20 protein-coding genes are annotated in these 14,889 nt (G+C 66.5%); 17 read left to right on the forward strand and 3 right to left on the reverse strand.

The annotated features are described in order from the left end of the window. Positions 1–3 precede the first annotated feature (3 nt). Both NI1_RS05055 and NI1_RS05060 read left to right on the forward strand, forming a co-directional pair. A complete protein-coding gene (locus NI1_RS05055; protein ID WP_067814420.1) occupies positions 4–1,449 on the forward strand; it encodes an NCS2 family permease in 1,446 nt (481 codons plus the stop codon). Positions 1,450–1,452: 3 nt separating this feature from the next. Then, positions 1,453–2,559, forward strand: coding sequence for an XdhC family protein (locus NI1_RS05060; protein WP_067814422.1), 1,107 nt, complete (start codon positions 1,453–1,455; stop codon positions 2,557–2,559). 64 nt (positions 2,560–2,623) lie between these two features. On the opposite strand, the gene NI1_RS05065 is transcribed toward NI1_RS05060, so the two are convergent. Beyond that, complete coding sequence (locus NI1_RS05065) at positions 2,624–3,571, reverse strand: SDR family NAD(P)-dependent oxidoreductase (protein ID WP_067814423.1); 948 nt, start codon at positions 3,569–3,571, stop codon at positions 2,624–2,626. Positions 3,572–3,626: 55 nt separating this feature from the next. Here NI1_RS05065 and NI1_RS05070 point away from each other — a divergent pair, with 55 nt between their 5' ends. The 5 genes from NI1_RS05070 to NI1_RS05090 all read left to right on the forward strand — a co-directional run bounded on the left by NI1_RS05070 (position 3,627) and on the right by NI1_RS05090 (position 6,951). Then, positions 3,627–4,046 carry a MerR family transcriptional regulator gene (locus NI1_RS05070; RefSeq protein ID WP_067814425.1) on the forward strand — a complete coding sequence of 140 codons (420 nt, stop codon included), beginning with the start codon at positions 3,627–3,629 and terminating at the stop codon, positions 4,044–4,046. Positions 4,047–4,191: 145 nt separating this feature from the next. Continuing rightward, positions 4,192–5,433 carry an oxygenase MpaB family protein gene (locus tag NI1_RS05075; protein WP_067814427.1) on the forward strand — a complete coding sequence of 414 codons (1,242 nt, stop codon included), beginning with the start codon at positions 4,192–4,194 and terminating at the stop codon, positions 5,431–5,433. Between the two features lie 17 nt (positions 5,434–5,450). Further along, positions 5,451–5,762 (forward strand): hypothetical protein, encoded by a 312-nt coding sequence (locus tag NI1_RS05080; protein WP_067814434.1) that lies wholly within the window; start codon positions 5,451–5,453, stop codon positions 5,760–5,762. 141 nt (positions 5,763–5,903) lie between these two features. After that, positions 5,904–6,287, forward strand: coding sequence for a PLD nuclease N-terminal domain-containing protein (locus tag NI1_RS05085; protein WP_067815399.1), 384 nt, complete (start codon positions 5,904–5,906; stop codon positions 6,285–6,287). A 268-nt stretch (positions 6,288–6,555) separates the two neighbouring features. Beyond that, on the forward strand, positions 6,556–6,951 hold the full coding sequence (locus NI1_RS05090) for an NUDIX domain-containing protein (RefSeq protein WP_245663069.1): 396 nt from the start codon (positions 6,556–6,558) through the stop codon (positions 6,949–6,951). 46 nt (positions 6,952–6,997) lie between these two features. On the opposite strand, the gene NI1_RS05095 is transcribed toward NI1_RS05090, so the two are convergent. Beyond that, on the reverse strand, positions 6,998–7,762 hold the full coding sequence (locus tag NI1_RS05095; RefSeq protein WP_369690124.1) for an SDR family NAD(P)-dependent oxidoreductase: 765 nt from the start codon (positions 7,760–7,762) through the stop codon (positions 6,998–7,000). Further along, the gene (locus NI1_RS05100) at positions 7,759–8,523 is read right to left on the reverse strand and encodes an IclR family transcriptional regulator (protein WP_067814440.1); all 765 of its coding nucleotides are present in this window, start codon (positions 8,521–8,523) and stop codon (positions 7,759–7,761) included. The genes NI1_RS05095 and NI1_RS05100 overlap by 4 nt, the downstream gene beginning before the upstream one ends. A 79-nt stretch (positions 8,524–8,602) precedes the next feature. On the opposite strand from NI1_RS05100, the gene NI1_RS05105 reads away from it, so the two are divergent. The 10 genes from NI1_RS05105 (at position 8,603) to NI1_RS37750 (ending at position 14,889) form a co-directional block, all read left to right on the forward strand. Next, on the forward strand, positions 8,603–8,845 hold the full coding sequence (locus NI1_RS05105; protein ID WP_067814442.1) for a thiamine-binding protein: 243 nt from the start codon (positions 8,603–8,605) through the stop codon (positions 8,843–8,845). Then, positions 8,835–9,227, forward strand: coding sequence for a helix-turn-helix domain-containing protein (locus NI1_RS05110; RefSeq protein WP_174564448.1), 393 nt, complete (start codon positions 8,835–8,837; stop codon positions 9,225–9,227). The genes NI1_RS05105 and NI1_RS05110 overlap by 11 nt, the downstream gene beginning before the upstream one ends. Positions 9,228–9,412: 185 nt before the next feature. Then, positions 9,413–9,910 (forward strand): 2-oxo-4-hydroxy-4-carboxy-5-ureidoimidazoline decarboxylase, encoded by a 498-nt coding sequence (gene uraD, locus NI1_RS05115; protein ID WP_067815404.1) that lies wholly within the window; start codon positions 9,413–9,415, stop codon positions 9,908–9,910. After that, entirely contained in the window at positions 9,907–10,239 is a 333-nt protein-coding gene (gene uraH / locus NI1_RS05120) for a hydroxyisourate hydrolase (RefSeq protein ID WP_067814444.1), read from the forward strand. The genes uraD and uraH overlap by 4 nt, the downstream gene beginning before the upstream one ends. A gap of 5 nt (positions 10,240–10,244) precedes the next feature. Next, a complete protein-coding gene (pucL, locus tag NI1_RS05125; RefSeq protein ID WP_067814446.1) occupies positions 10,245–11,150 on the forward strand; it encodes a factor-independent urate hydroxylase in 906 nt (301 codons plus the stop codon). A gap of 16 nt (positions 11,151–11,166) precedes the next feature. After that, complete coding sequence (locus NI1_RS05130; RefSeq protein WP_067814448.1) at positions 11,167–12,564, forward strand: nucleobase:cation symporter-2 family protein; 1,398 nt, start codon at positions 11,167–11,169, stop codon at positions 12,562–12,564. A 123-nt stretch (positions 12,565–12,687) separates the two neighbouring features. Then, positions 12,688–13,068 carry an allophanate hydrolase-related protein gene (locus NI1_RS05135; RefSeq protein ID WP_067814450.1) on the forward strand — a complete coding sequence of 127 codons (381 nt, stop codon included), beginning with the start codon at positions 12,688–12,690 and terminating at the stop codon, positions 13,066–13,068. After that, positions 13,065–13,862 carry a hydroxypyruvate isomerase family protein gene (locus tag NI1_RS05140; protein ID WP_067814453.1) on the forward strand — a complete coding sequence of 266 codons (798 nt, stop codon included), beginning with the start codon at positions 13,065–13,067 and terminating at the stop codon, positions 13,860–13,862. Before NI1_RS05135 ends, NI1_RS05140 begins: the two co-directional genes overlap by 4 nt. Further along, a complete protein-coding gene (locus NI1_RS05145) occupies positions 13,859–14,734 on the forward strand; it encodes an NAD(P)-dependent oxidoreductase (RefSeq protein ID WP_084522548.1) in 876 nt (291 codons plus the stop codon). Before NI1_RS05140 ends, NI1_RS05145 begins: the two co-directional genes overlap by 4 nt. Then, positions 14,731–14,889 carry a hypothetical protein gene (locus NI1_RS37750; protein ID WP_157534942.1) on the forward strand — a complete coding sequence of 53 codons (159 nt, stop codon included), beginning with the start codon at positions 14,731–14,733 and terminating at the stop codon, positions 14,887–14,889. Before NI1_RS05145 ends, NI1_RS37750 begins: the two co-directional genes overlap by 4 nt.

A 14,889-nucleotide genomic window follows, 5' to 3' on the forward strand; every position in this document is an offset into this window, starting at 1 on the left:
GCCATGACCCAAGTTCAGTCCCCGAAGACCGCCACTGATACCACGGCCCCCAGCCGTTCGGCGCTCGATCGCTTCTTCCATCTCAGCGACCGCCGAACCACTGTATCGCGTGAAGTTCGCGGCGGCATAACCACATTCGTCGCTATGGCGTATGTCATACTCCTGGTCCCGCTGATATTGGGCGGCGTGACGGATGTGGACGGCAGCAAACTCAGCATCGCTCAGCTCACCACGGCCACCGCTTTCTCGGCCGGATTGTCCACGGTCCTGATGGGCTTGGTGGGCAATGTTCCCCTCGCATTGGCCGCCGGGCTCGGCGTGGTGCCGGTCGTCGCGTATCAGGCTGCGCCGCACATGACCTGGGCGCAGACCATGGGCTTGGTGGTGCTGATGGGCATCATCATCGTGATCATGGCGGCCACCGGGCTGCGAACCATGATCATCAATGCGATTCCGTTGTCCTTGAAGAACGCCATCGGCGTCGGGATCGGCATGTTCATCGCCATGATCGGCCTGGTCTCCTCGGGCGTGGTCGGGCACGGCGCGGCGGGCGGCCCGCCGGTCACGCTCGGCGTGGACGGGCACCTCCAGGGTTGGCCCGTAGTGGTATTCGCGGTCGGGTTGCTGATCATGCTGGCGCTGTTCATTCGCAGGATCCCGGGCGCGATCCTGATCAGCATCCTGATCTCGACGGTGCTCGCGATCGCCATCAACGCCTGGGCGACCATCGATCCGAAGGCTTGGGGGACAGTCGTTCCCGAGGCCCCCTCGAAGTTCTTCGCGGCACCCGACTTCGGGCTCATGCTGAACATCGACCTGTTCGGCGGGTTCGCTCGCGCCGGCGGGCTGATCGCCAGCGTGGTGCTGTTCACCCTGGTGCTGACCGGGTTCTTCGACGCCATGGGAACGGTTTTCGGCGTCTGTGACGAGGCCGGGCTGACCGATGAGAAGGGCACCGTGCCCGGCATGGGCAAGATCCTGACCGTCGACGGCATCGCGCAGATCATCGGCGGGGCCAGCGGCGGTGCCGGCTCGACCGTGTACGTGGAATCCGCTACGGGTGTCGGTGAGGGCGCTCGCACCGGACTTACCTCGATCGTGACCGGCGGATTGTTCTGTGCGGCAATCTTCTTCACCCCGTTGGCGGCCGTCGTGCCCATTCAGGCGGCGGCTCCGGCGCTGGTGCTGGTCGGCGCGCTGATGATGACCCAGGCCCGCAAGATCGACTGGTCGGATCTGGAGGTCGCGGTGCCGGCCTTCATCACCATCGCCCTCATGCCCTTCACCTACTCCATCACCAATGGCGTGGGCGCGGGCCTCATCGCCTACGTGGTGATCAAGGCGGCGCGGGGCAAATTCCGTGAAATCCATTGGCTGGTAGGCGTGGTGAGCGTGGTCTTCGCCGCCTACTTCGGTATCTCGGCCATCGAACTGGTGCTCGGAGGTTAAATCATGCGCGACATCGCGGCACAACTCCTGGAATGGCATGCGGCACAGAAGTATTACGCCGTAGCCTCGATCATCTCGATCGGCGGCAGCGCGCCCCGGCCGGTCGGCGCGGCGCTGGCCGTCGACACCGACGGCACGGTGGTGGGCAGCATCTCCGGCGGATGCGTCGAGGGGGCCGTCTACGAGCTGTGCCGCGAGGCGCTGCGCACGGGGGAGACCCTGCGCGAAACCTTCGGCTACAGCGATTCCGACGCCTTCGCGGTCGGGCTGACCTGTGGCGGGACCATCGAAGTGCTGGTGCAGCCGGTGACCGCGGTGAACCGGGCGGCCATCGGGGCCATGCTGCGGGCCGAAGGGTCCGCGGCGCTGGTCCGCGATGTTCACACCGGAAAGGCCATGGCGCTAGGGGATTGGTGGACCGAGGGTGAAGCCTTCGACGCCACCGTCATCGCCGAAGCGCGCGCCATGCTCGACGCCGGGACCACCGGTCTGCGGACCATCGGCTGCGACGACGCCGAGATCACCGTCTTCGTCGAATCCTCGGTCCCACCACCCCGCATGATCGTGTTCGGTGCCATCGATTTCGCCGCCGCGGTAGCCCGTATCGGCAAATTCCTCGGCTACCACGTCACCGTCTGCGATGCCCGCCCCATCTTCGCCACCCCCGCCCGCTTCCCCGAAGCGGACGAGGTCGTGGTGGAGTGGCCCGACCGCTACCTCGCACGCACCCGGGTCGACGCCCGCACCGTGCTCTGTGTACTCACCCACGACGCCAAATTCGATGTGCCCCTACTCGAAGTGGCGCTTCGCCTGCCGGTGGCGTTCGTGGGTGCCATGGGTTCGCGCCGCACCCACGAGGATCGCCTCGGCCGGCTGCGCGAAACCGGGTTGACCGAAGCCGAACTGGCGCGGCTGCGTTCACCCATCGGCCTCGATCTCGGCGGTCGTACACCCGAGGAGACAGCCGTCTCCATCGCCGCCGAGATCGTGGCCGTGCGCCGCGGCGGATCCGGAGTGCCGCTGTCGGTCAGCACCACTCCGATTCATCGCGACACCGTGCCCGTTCCCGATCTCCAGGTCCCCGACGCGCTGGAAATGTCCACCACATAACAGTTTTCGGGGACCCGCACCGGTCCTCTCGGCCATATGAGGGGGTCGAGAGGGCCTTCGGGGTTCAGCGGCCGAGTCCGGTCAGTCGCGCGGACAACTCCCACAATCGCGCGGCGGCGACGGGATCCGTGGCGTAATCGCGCACGCCCGCGATCATCTCGGAGCTGTCGGTCGATTCCGCGATATCGCAATCCTCACAGTAGTGGCCACCCATACCGGCCAATCGAGGTGAAGTGGCCGCCCACACCTGCGTCGCCGCGCCCTGTTCGGCGGATTTGAAACTCGGATCGGCGACCTGCCCGTGCTCGTCCACCCAGCCGCGCTCGAGTATCTCCGCCCGGTCCATATGGCGTTGCAGCGGAGTCATGATCGCGCCAGGATGCACGGCGAAGGCGATGATTCCCCGATCCCGCCCACGCCGGTCCAGCTCGACGGCGAACAACGCATTCGCGGTCTTGGACTGCGCGTATGCCAGCCATCGGTCATAACCCGTGTCGAAATGCAAGTCATCCCAACGGATATCGGACAGCTGGTGCCCGGCCGAGGACACGGCCACGACCCGCGCGCCCTCCTCGAGGGCCGGCCACAATCGGTTGACCAGCGCGTAATGGCCGAGGTGATTCACCGCGAAGTGAGCCTCCCAACCGGGGCCGACCCTGGTTTCCGGACACGCCATGACCCCCGCCCCGGCTATGAGAATGTCTATCCCGCAGCCGGATTCGAGGAACCGATCCGAGAACCGGTGCACGCTGCCGAGGTCCGCGAGGTCGAGCGCCGCCACCTCCACTCCATCGATATCCGCCACCGCCGTCCGGCCCACGTCGACGCGCCGCGCGGGAACGATCACCCGGGCGCCGGCCGATGCGAGCGCCCGGGTGGCCTCCAATCCCAGCCCTGAGTAGCCGCCGGTGACGAGGGCGAGCTTGCCGGACAGATCGATCCCCGCGAGCACTTCGGTCGCGGTGCTGAATCTGTCGAATCCCGAGTCGATCTTCCGCTGTGTCATGGTCATGCCGCGAAGTTAGGAGCTAGACCGAGGTCTAGGTCAACCTCCTAGGATCGCGCCCATGACCGACTCCGCACTGACCATCGGACAGGTAGCTGCCCGCACCGGCCTCAGCGTCCACACCCTGCGGCTCTATGAGCGCGAAGGTCTGCTCGCCGGACCGGTCGGGCGCGACAGCGCAGGCCGCCGCACCTATAGCGAAGCCGACCTGCAATGGTTGCTCTACTGCACCAAGTTTCGTGCTTCCGGCATGCCGCTGGCCGTCATTCGCCGGTTCGCGGAGCTGGCGCGGCGTGGGCCCGGAACCGAGGCCGAACGCCTGGATCTCCTGCTCGACCATCAGCGGCAGGTGATATCCAAGATCGCCGAACTGACCGAGTGCCTCGACGTCATCGGGGAAAAGATCGACACCTATCGGGAGCACCTGGCCGGCGGTACGGCAGCGAACCTGTGGCCTGTCCCCGGTATGAAGACCTCCTGACCTGTCTCGCATAAGTTACTTGTGATTCATGCACGATAGCTGACTGTTTGGGTGCTGATCTGGTTTCGGAAATCGTGAACAGATCGACCGTTGGACTGTTAAGTTACTCACCATTCTGGACTCGAACTCAGCGAGGAGTGGTGTCGTGGACGTATTCAACAGGCGTAAAGCGTTGCGGGCCGGTGGGATTCTGGGGGCGGTGGGCGCGCTGGCGATCGCGGCGCCCGCGCGGGCGGAACCGTGGAGCTGGTCGCCGGAAGGATCTGTTGCCGGAACCGGGGCGGGGGTTGATCCGCTGCGGGTGTGGGATCCCGAGGCGGACGAGCTGGTTGCCGGTTTGATCGATCGGGGTGAAGCTCCGCGGGTCAACGAGCTGCTGCGGACCTGGACTCGCAACGGTCAGGCGCTGCCCGCTGAATTGCCGTCGGAGCTACGGGATTTCATGGAGTACGCGCGCCGGCTGCCGCAGTGGACGGAACCGGCGCAGCTGGATGCGGCGATCCGGTTCAATAAGAAGCGCGGGCTGTATCTCGGTGTGCTGTACGGGTTCGCGAGCGGGATGATGAGCACCGTCATTCCCAAGGAAGCGCGGGCAGTGTACTACTCCAAAGGGGGTCAGGATCTCAAGGATCGGATCTCCAAGACGGCGAAGCTCGGTTACGACATCGGCAATGCGAATGCCTATGCCCCCGAAGGGGAAATGATCGTCACCTGTGTCAAGACGCGGCTGGTGCACGCCGCGGTCCGGCACCTGCTCCCGCAATCCCCGCACTGGGTGAACTCCTCCGGCGAGGACATTCCGATCAGCCAGAACGACATCATGGTCACCTGGCACAGCCTGCCCACCACCGTCATGAAGCATCTGACCGCGTGGAACGTGCCGATCCCGGCCGACGAATCGGCGGGCTTCCTGCACTCGTGGCAGGTGGCCGCACATATGCTCGGCGTCCGCGACGAATACATCCCCAACTCGTGGCCGGAAGCCAATTCCCAAGCGGCACAGGTCCTCGCCCCCATCATCGCCGCCACCCCCGAAGGCGCGAAACTCGCCGACCGGCTGCTCGGCCTGGGCGGCAATATCGACCTGGCCATCCTGAGCAAACCGATCCTGGGTTCCTTCACCCGCTTCCTGCTCGGCGACAAACTCGCCGACGACCTGGCGATCCCGCGCGAGCCGCTCTGGGACCCGCTGCTCCAATTCAGTTGGGGCCCTTTCATCGCCGTCCGCGAGGGCCTGCTCACCATCGCACCCCCGATCGGCGACCCGTACTGGCTCTTCGACGAATTCCTCCGCAAAGCCGCCCTCATCTACCTGTCCGAACTGCGCATGCCCATCAGCATCGAGATCCCCACCATGAACCGCGACATGACCCAGCGTCCGCGCTGACCCGCCAAGGACCAGAAATGCGCAATACACTCCCACTCCTGCTCGTCACCCTCACCGCCGCAACAGGTCTCGCCCTCGCACCCCAAGCCGCAGCCGAGCCCGCCCCCATCGCCGGAACCGGTTCTTCCGCAGCCGATTCCGCGACAGCGGCAGCCAACTCCGCGGTCGTACTCGCCCAGCAAGGCGACCTCATCGGCCTGATCGTCCTACTCGGCGTCACCCCCATCCACATGCTCACCGGCGGCCTCTGCGACCTGGTCACCACCGCCGGCTCCTCGAACCCCTGTTCACCCTCCCGCTATCCCGCGGCGCACCCCTCGGGCAGCTGAGACGGGCCTCACCCGCCGAAACCCACCCGCCGGTTTCCCCTCCTCCCGAAGTTTCGGTAAAGTCCCTGACCAGGGCCGTTTCCGGCCGAGGTGGGGATTTCGGCGGCCGGCTGTGCCGCCCGAGCACGAGGAGAATTGGCAATGCCGTACGCGGCCGTCGGACTGATCACGCTGGCATTGTGGATCTTCTGCCTGATCGACATCATCACCTGCCCCGAGACCGGCGTCCGCCACCTCCCCAAGGGCGCCTGGCTCCTCATCGTCCTCCTGGTACCGACCATCGGCGCCCTCCTGTGGCTCATCCTCGGCCGCCCCCTCCACGAGTCCAGCGGCCACCGCCCGACCACCCGCTTCTCCGAATATGACCGCCCCGGCCGCTACGTCCCCCAAGACCCCGCCGCCGACGAAGCATTCCTCCGCGGCCTGCGCGAGCGCGCCGAACAACAACGCGCCGAAGCCCGCCGCCAAGAAGCAGCCCGCCAGCAGGATGCCGACCGCCGCCGCGAACGCGGCGAACAGCTCTGAGCGCACCCCAGCTCCTCCACGCCCCGATACGATCGATCCGGGCCCAGCACATACACCGCCAGGCCCCGCTCCAACCATCTGATCGGGGGACTAAGCCCGCTCCACCGAGCGTGAATGGTTTTGCCGGACAGCCAGCCCTATGTTCCGTCATCCTGCTTGTGGTCGAGATCCTGTACAGCAGAGGGAAACCATGGGCTCACGGCGTGATTACTACAAAGACCCGGACGCACCCGAACCGAACTCGTTGAAGCCCGGAGGTTCAGCTCTGGTGGTGGATGATGCGGGCCGGGTGCTCATGCAACGGCGTGGAGATTCCGGTAACTGGTCATTGCCGGGCGGAATCATGGAAGTCGGTGAGTCCCTGGAGGACTGCGTGGTTCGTGAGACTCGTGAGGAGACGGGGCTGGATATTCGGATCACGGGGCTGCTGGGCATCTACACCGATCCGGAGCATGTCATCGAGTACTCGGACGGGGAGGTGCGGCAAGAGTTCGCGGTCGTGTACTACGGGCGGGTGATCGGTGGGGAAATTCAGGTATCGGATGAATCCACCGAGGTCCGCTTTCTCACCCTCGACGAGCTCGCCGAGCTGCCCGTCCACCCGACCGTGCGACTACGGCTCGACCATCACAGTGAGCAACGACAGCTTCCGTGGCTGGGCTGAATTCTGCGAGAACGCGTGAGCACTCCGAACCAGCATGTCCTTCCGGTCAGCCGCGACCGAGGAGGGTTCCGCCGTTGATTTGGAGGACCTGACCTGTTGTCCAGCCGGCGTCGGGGGAGGCCAGGTGGGCGATGCCTGCGGCGATCTCGTCCGGGGTGCCGGCGCGGCCGAGGGGGACTTGGGAGATGCGTTCGGCTTCTAGGGCGGGGGTCAGGCGGTCGGTCCAGAATTCGGTGGCGGGCACGAAGCCCGGCGCTACCAGATTAACCGTGATGCCTTGTGGGGCAAGCTGTTGTGCGAGACCCATGGACCAGCCGTGGAGGGCGGCCTTGGCGGCGCCGTAGGGGCCGGAGCCGCGCAGTGCGGCGATCGAGCTCACCGAGACGATTCGGCCGCCGGGCTTCGTCAGGTGGGGGACGAGCGCTTCGGTCAACAGGACCGCGGTGATCACGTTGAGGCGGAACGCGTCGGTGTAGGCGGCTGCGATGCCGGTCAGGTCATTGGGGGCTGCCGCCGGGTTACCGCCGGCGTTGTTGATCAGCACGTCGACAGGTTGTGCGGTCGTTATCCGCGCGACGAGTGCCTCGACCTGGTCGGGCTTTTCGATGTCGGCCGATATGGCCGTGACGCGGTCGAACCCGAGTTCGGCATTGAGTTCCGCGGCGGCGGCCTGCAATACGGGGAGCCGGCGGCCGACGATGATTACCGAATCTCCATCGGTGGCCAAGCGGCGGGCGACGGCCTTGCCGATTCCGGTTCCGCCGCCAGTGCACGGATGAAGTTGGAGGCGCAGGATCCAGCCGGTTGTCAGCGCAGGTCTTCGGAGAGGGATCGGCTGACTTGGGTCAGGAGTGGAACGGCTCGATCCAGGAGGTCTTCGGTCATGCGCCCTGCCGGGCCGGAGATCGAAATGGCCAGGCGTGCGGGAGCTTCGGGGACTGCCACGGCGATGCAGCGGACGCCTAGTTCTTGTTCGCCTTCGTCGGTGGCGTAGCCGGTGGCGGCGGCGGTTTCGAGTTGGCGGGCGAATTCGGCCGGGTCGGTGATGGTGTGGTCGGTATAGCGGGGCATTCCGGTGCGGTGCAACAGGTCTCGGACCTTGTCGGCGGGCATCCCGGACAGGATGGCTTTGCCCACCGCGGTGCCGTGGGGGAGGGCGCGGCGGCCTACTTCGGTGAACATGCGCATCGAGTGGCGGGAGGGGACTTGGGCTACGTAGACGATTCGATCCCCGTCGAGCATGGCCATGTTCGCCGACTCGCCGAGTTCGTCGACGAGGAGGGTGAGGTGGGGGCGGGCGGTCAGGCTGAGCATGTGGGCTGAGCTTTCGCCCAATCGGATCAGGCGTGCGCCGAGGGCGTATTGGCGGGATGGTTCCTGGTGGAGGTAGCCCAGGTCGACGAGGGTGCGGACCAGGCGGTGGATGGTGGGGAGGGGGAGGCCGGAGAGGTCGGAGAGTTGGGAGAGGCCGAGCATGCCGCCGTGGTCGGCGAGGATTTCGAGGAGGGTGAAGGCGCGTTCGATGGATTGGACGCTGCCTGAACGGCCGTTGGCGGGGGCTGCCTCGGTCACTGGCCTGCTTTCTCGAAGTTTCCGGATGGCGGAAGTTTACCGGGGTGTCGCGGCGGGGGCGGGTTGTAGCCTGAGGGCCATGCGGCTACGCGCGGAATTCACGACCGAACCCTTCCACGGTGAGGGGGATCCGCCGGCGCATGCCGTCGAGACGTTGCGGGCGCTCGAGAAGGCCGGGCTGGCTTGCGAATTCGGGCCGCTCGGCACTGCGGTGGCGGGGCCGGGTGAGGCTCTGATTCCGGCGATGGGGGAGGTGCTGGCGCTGGCTTTCGCGCACGGCGCGTCTCGGGTGACCTTGCAGGTCGAGCGCGATGACGAGTGACAGTGCGACGGTGGATCCGAGCCACCCGGCGTTGCTGATGGTCGCGCCGCTGCTGGAGCGGGTGGGGGGACGGTTGATACCGGCCGCCGAATGTTTGCCCGACGATGTGCCGCTGGTGTGGGAGGGTGAGCCGCTGGCGGCCGTGCGGTTCGGGAGCGGCGACTCCGAAACCGAGGGCGGGATTCGCCGGCTGTTGAACGACGTCGCGGCCGAGTTCGGTACGCCGCTGGCCGATCTGCCGCGGGCGGAGAAACAGCGGGCGGTGCGATTGCTCGAGGAGCGCGGGGCGTTCAGCTACCGCAAGTCCGCCGAAACGGTGGCCGAGGCGCTGGGTGTCACCCGCTTCACGGTCTACAACTACCTCAACCGCACGCGTTCCTGACCCGATCTCGCACCCCTCCGAATCCCACTGCACAGCAGTGGGATTCGTTGTTTCCGTGCACGTCAGCGCCCATTCGTGCGCTACTTGTCAACAGAACTTCAACAAACTGTTGACGTGCCTTCGTGACCTGTGCCACTATTTCGTTATTCGGAAATGAACTTCCGCGATGCGAAAAGGTGCAGCTCATGGTCACTCTCGACGAGTTCAATGGGATGGCGGGTGATCGCCTGCGGCCCGCCCTGCTGGAGTGCTGCGAGGCACCCGAATGGGTGGACGCGCTGCTGGAGGCCCGGCCCTATTCCGGCTTCGCCGACCTGCTGGCCACCGCCGACAAGCTCGCCGAGGGGTTCACTCCCGCCGAGGTCGATCGGGCCATCGCCGCACACCCGCGCATCGGCGAACGCCGCGACGGTGACGACAACGGTGCGGCCTGGTCGCGTCAGGAACAGCCCGGCGTCGCCGCCGACGTCGAGACCGCGGCCGCCCTGCACTCCGCGAATCGCCTGTACGAGAAGCGATTCGGCCGCGTCTTCCTGATCTGCGCCACCGGCCTCACCAGTGCCGAGATCCTCGGCGCGGTCCTGCTCCGCCTGGGCAACGACGAGGAGACCGAGGCGGCCGTCGTCGCCACCGAACTCCGCAAGATCGCCCTGCTGCGCCTGGGCAAGGTGATCCACGCGTGAGCGCGCTGACCACCCACGTGCTCGACACCGCGCTGGGCCGCCCGGCCGCCGGTGTGGCGGTGCGCCTCGAGCGCCTCCGGGACGGCGAACCCGTCGAGCTCGGCAACGGCATCACCGACGTCGACGGCCGCATCGAGCACCTCGGCCCCGATCACCTCGAAATCACCACGCACCGACTGGTTTTCGACGTCGCGTCATATGCGAGGTCCACCGGCCAGACCTATTTCCTGGCCGCCGTGGACATCACTTTCACCCCCACCGGCGACGGTCGCCTGCATGTCCCGTTGCTGCTCAGCCCCTTCGCCTGTTCCGCCTATCGAGGAAGTTGATCGCCATGGCCATCCAGCTGGGACCCAATCAATACGGCAAGGCCGAGAACCGCATCGTGCGCGTCTACCGCGACACCGACCGGCACCGCATCCGAGACCTGAACGTCTCCAGCTCGCTGCGCGGGCGCTTCGCCGACGCTCACATCACGGGCGATCAGAGCGACATTCTCACCACCGATACACAGAAGAACACCGCCTTCGCCTTCGCGAAGGAGAAGGGCGTGGACGCGATCGAGGACTTCGCGCTCACCCTCGCCGACCATTTCATCGCGCGGTCGCCGGGCGCGGACGGGGCGCGCATCGAGATCGAGGAGTACGGCTGGGACCGCATCCCGGTCGACGGCGCGGGCCACGATCATTCGTTCGTGCGCTCGGAAGCAGGCACCCGCACCGTCGTGGTGAACATGGACGGCGCGGGCCCGAACCGCAAGGCGCACGTCATCTCCGGGCTCAAGGACCTGGTGCTGTTCAAGTCGACCGGTTCGGAATTCCACGGGTTCTTCGAGGACAAGTACACGACCTTGCAGCCCACCAAGGACCGCATCATGGCGACCTCCCTCGTGGCCCGCTGGCGCTACGACCATCTGGATGTGGCGTGGGACAAGTCGTACGCCGCGATCAAGGCGCTGCTGCTGCGCCAGTTCGCGGCCGTCCATTCACTCGCCCTCCAGCAGACCCTCTACAGCATGGGACGCGCTGTGCTGGAACAACATCCGGAGGTCGCCGAGATCAAGTTCTCGGCCCCGAACAAACACCACTTCCTGGTCGACCTGAGCCCTTTCCATGTGGAGAACCGCGGCGAGGTGTTCATCGCCGCCGATCGCCCCTACGGCTTGATCGAGGCCGCCGTGGAACGCGACGACGCCAGCGACCCGGGTTCGGCGTGGCATGCCGTACCGGGATTCTGCTGAGCGGGGCGGTGGCGTGATGAAAATCTTCACCCACCAACGACATTCGGGTCCCGAGGACGAACGCTATCCGCTGCCGCAACTGGTGGCCTACGGCACCCAGCACATTCTCACCATGTACGGCGGGGTGATCGCGCCGCCGCTGATCGTGGGCGGCGCGGCCGGGCTCTCGCCGGGCGAGATGGCGATGCTGGTGACGGCGGGCCTGTTCGTCTCGGGCCTGGCGACCCTGTTACAGACTCTCGGCATCGGCCCGGTTGGCAGCAGATTGCCTATCGTGCAAGGAGTTTCGTTCGCGAGCGTCTCCACCATGGTGTCGATCTCGAACTCCGATGGATTGCAGTCGGTGTACGGGGCGATCATCGTCGCCGGCCTGATCGGCCTGGCACTGTCGTCGGTCTTCGCGCACCTGGTGCGGCTTTTCCCGGCGGTGGTCACCGGCACCATCATCACGGTGATCGGATTGTCGCTGCTGCCGGTCGCCTTGCGCTGGGCCATGGGCAACAACGCCAAGGACCCCGCCTACGGATCGATGGGCAATATCGGCTTCGCCGCTCTGACGCTGGTGGTGATCCTGGTGATCAGCCGCGTCTTCCAGGGCGCGATCTCACGACTGTCGATCCTGATCGGCCTCGTGATCGGCACCGTCACCGCCGCACTCGCGGGCCGCACCGATTTCTCCGCGGTCGGCGACGCGAAAATCGTGGCACTGCCGCCGATCCTGCCGGTGGGCGGACCGACCTTCCAGGCCGGCGCCATCGTCGCCATGACCATCGTGATCCTGGTGATCATGACCGAGACGACCGCCGACATCCTGGCCATCGGCGAGATCGTCGGCACCGGCGTCGACTCGAAACGGGTGGCGGCGGGCCTGCGCGCGGACATGGCATCGACCACCGTCGCGCCGCTCTTCGGCACGTTCCCGTGCAGCGCGTTCGCGCAGAACGTCGGCCTGGTGGCCCTGACCGGCATCAAGAGCCGGTTCGTGGTCGCCGCCGGTGGCGTGGTGCTGGTATTGCTAGGACTGGTACCGGTAATCGGCGCGGTGGTAGCGGCTATCCCATACCCGGTACTAGGCGGCGCGGCGGTCGTGCTGTTCGGATCGGTGGCCGCCAGCGGCATCCGCACCCTGGCCCGCGTCAACTTCCACGACAACCTGAACATGGTCATCGTGGGCGTCGCCCTGGCCGTCGGCATCATTCCCATTGCGGCGCCGACGTTCTGGGACGCGTTCCCCGAATGGCTGGGCACCATCATGCATTCCGGCATCAGCGCCACCGCCCTGGTCGCCATCGTGCTCAACCTGCTGTTCAACGAAGTCACCCTCGGCAACAGGCACGGCGCGTCGGTCTTCGCCGCCGCCGAGGACGCCGGCGATCACCTCGGTGAACGACTCGACGACGACATCCGCGACTGACCGCGCTGGATGAATCTACGAAATAGGCAGCGAATCGATTCCACCGATTGGTGTTGATCGTCGCTATCGGCAACGGCGCCGCCACCAACATAATTCGACCCAACGGGGAGGAAGGAACTTTCGATGCCCCTTATTTTCCTGAACGGCGGCGCCATGCGCGGCGGACCGCTCAACCACCTGCTGGCGGGCGCGCCGTTCGCCGGCGAAGTGACCACCGCGGCGCAATACCGGTTCTATTCGGTCGGTGACCGATTCCCGGGCCTGCACCCGGTATCCGACGGCGGCGCGCCGATTACCGGCGAACTGTTCGACGTGCCCATGGAGGTGCTGCGCACCAGCCTGCTGCCCGCCGAACCGCCGGAATTGGAGCTCGGCGTCATCGAACTCGATGACCAGCGGTCCGTGCTCTCCATGGTGCTGCGCCGTCCGCCCGTCTCCTATCCGCAGCTGATCGACATCACCGAATTCGGCAGCTGGACGACCTATCGCGAAGGAAAGCAATGACATTCCCGGCCGGGGGAGCTTCCCGGAAATTCGACGTCAATCTTTCGATCCTGTTCACCGATCTGCCACTGCTCGAACGTCCTGCCGCGGCCAAGGCGGCCGGATTCGACGCCGTGGAATTCTGGTGGCCGTTCGGTGATGATCCGACGCCCGCGGATCGGGATATCGACGAGTTCGTGAACGCGATCTCCGATGCCGGTGTACAGCTGGTCGGATTGAATTTCATCGACCTCATTCCGGCGGGCCGCGGCCTGGTCTCGGTGCCGGGACAGGAACAGCGATTCCGCGACAATATCGATTACGCCGTCGGGATCGCCGAACGCACCGGCTGCAAGGCGCTGAACGCGCTGTACGGCAACCGGATCGCCGGTGAGGACCCGGACAAGCAGGACGCGCTCGCGCTGGAGAACCTGCGCCTGGCCGCCCGCGCCGCCGACCGGATCGGTGCGACCGTGCTGCTCGAAGCGCTGAATGCCTATGAGTCGCAGGACTATCCGATCGTCTCCGCCGCTCACGCCGTGCGCATCGTCGAAGAGGTCGGGGAGCCCAATGTGCGGTTCCTGTGCGACCTCTACCACCTGGCCCGGATGGGCGAGAACCTGACCGGCGTCATCGATGCCTACGCCCGCTATATCGGGCACGTGCAGATCGCCGACTCACCCGGTCGCGGCCGGCCCGGCACCGGCGTCCTGGACTTCGCGGAGCTGTACGCCGCGCTCGACGCCGCGGGCTACGAGGGCTACATCGGCCTGGAATACAAAGACCCTGAACTGGATTGGGAGTGGATCAAGTGAGCAGCATTGGTTTCGTCGGCCTCGGCATCATGGGTGGCCCGATGGCCGGGCATCTGGCCGGGGCCGGGCACGAGGTCACCGGTTTCGATCTCAACCCCGCCGGGCTGGAGAAGCTGAAGGCGGCCGGGGGAGCGGCGGCGGGCAGCGTGGCCGAGGCGGTGCGCGACCGCGACATCGTGATCACCATGCTGCCGCAGGACGAGCACGTGGAGGCGGTCTTCGCCGACATCCTCGAGCACGCCGCGCCCGGCACCCTCTACATCGACTTCTCCACCATCACCCCGCGCACCTCGGAATGGACCGCGCGCGAAGGCGAGAAGAAGCGGCTGCGGGTCCTCGACGCACCCGTCAGCGGCGGCGAACCCGGTGCGATCAATGCCACGCTGTCCATCATGGTGGGCGGCGCGCAGGCCGACTTCGACGCCGCCACACCGGTTTTCGAGACCGTGGGCAAGACCTTCGCGCTGGTTGGGCCGAACGGCGCGGGCCAGGTCGTGAAGGCCGCCAACCAGCTCGTGGTGGGCGGCACCTACGCCCTCATCGCCGAGGCCATCCTGCTGATGGAGAACCTGGGCGCGGACGCCGAGCAGGGCCTCGACGTGCTGGCCGGCGGCCTCGCGGGCAGCAAGATCCTGGAGCTGAAGCGAAAGACCATGCTGGAGCGCAGTTTCCAGCCCGGCTTCCGGATCGACCTGCACCACAAGGACATGGGCATCATCCTGGCCGCCGCCCGCCAGGCCGACGTCTCGATCCCGATGGGCGCGCTCACCGCCCAGCTGATCGCCGCCGCCAAGGCCATGGGCCACGGCTCCCTGGACCATTCCGCGTTGCTGCTGGTCGCCGAGGCACTGGCCGGTAAGGGCCGCGGGTGAGCCCGCACGGGCCACGCATGGCCGGCGGGCACGGTGTGTGCGCCGTCGGCGTGCCCACCGGCTGGGTGGTGGAGCGGGTGACCGTGCAAGCCCGGAACCAGCCCGCCGCCCGATCGACCGACAAGACCCTCGTGCTGGTGAGGGAGAGGATCTGA

It is taken from the genome of Nocardia inohanensis NBRC 100128 (genome assembly GCF_001612945.1).
Lineage (GTDB): Bacteria > Actinomycetota > Actinomycetes > Mycobacteriales > Mycobacteriaceae > Nocardia > Nocardia inohanensis.

Bases quoted from the DNA above. Each gene is read 5' to 3' on its own strand.
- NI1_RS05060 (WP_067814422.1), top strand. From the start codon at position 1,453: ATGCGCGACATCGCGGCACAACTCCTGGAATGGCATGCGGCACAGAAG.
- NI1_RS05055 (WP_067814420.1), top strand. From the start codon at position 4: ATGACCCAAGTTCAGTCCCCGAAGACCGCCACTGATACCACGGCCCCC.
- NI1_RS05135 (WP_067814450.1), top strand. From the start codon at position 12,688: ATGCCCCTTATTTTCCTGAACGGCGGCGCCATGCGCGGCGGACCGCTC.
- NI1_RS05080 (WP_067814434.1), top strand. From the start codon at position 5,451: ATGCGCAATACACTCCCACTCCTGCTCGTCACCCTCACCGCCGCAACA.
- uraD (WP_067815404.1), top strand. From the start codon at position 9,413: ATGGTCACTCTCGACGAGTTCAATGGGATGGCGGGTGATCGCCTGCGG.
- NI1_RS05130 (WP_067814448.1), top strand. From the start codon at position 11,167: ATGAAAATCTTCACCCACCAACGACATTCGGGTCCCGAGGACGAACGC.
- NI1_RS05110 (WP_174564448.1), top strand. From the start codon at position 8,835: ATGACGAGTGACAGTGCGACGGTGGATCCGAGCCACCCGGCGTTGCTG.
- pucL (WP_067814446.1), top strand. From the start codon at position 10,245: ATGGCCATCCAGCTGGGACCCAATCAATACGGCAAGGCCGAGAACCGC.
- NI1_RS05105 (WP_067814442.1), top strand. From the start codon at position 8,603: ATGCGGCTACGCGCGGAATTCACGACCGAACCCTTCCACGGTGAGGGG.
- NI1_RS05140 (WP_067814453.1), top strand. From the start codon at position 13,065: ATGACATTCCCGGCCGGGGGAGCTTCCCGGAAATTCGACGTCAATCTT.
- NI1_RS05065 (WP_067814423.1), bottom strand. From the start codon at position 3,571: ATGACCATGACACAGCGGAAGATCGACTCGGGATTCGACAGATTCAGC.
- NI1_RS05070 (WP_067814425.1), top strand. From the start codon at position 3,627: ATGACCGACTCCGCACTGACCATCGGACAGGTAGCTGCCCGCACCGGC.
- NI1_RS05085 (WP_067815399.1), top strand. From the start codon at position 5,904: ATGCCGTACGCGGCCGTCGGACTGATCACGCTGGCATTGTGGATCTTC.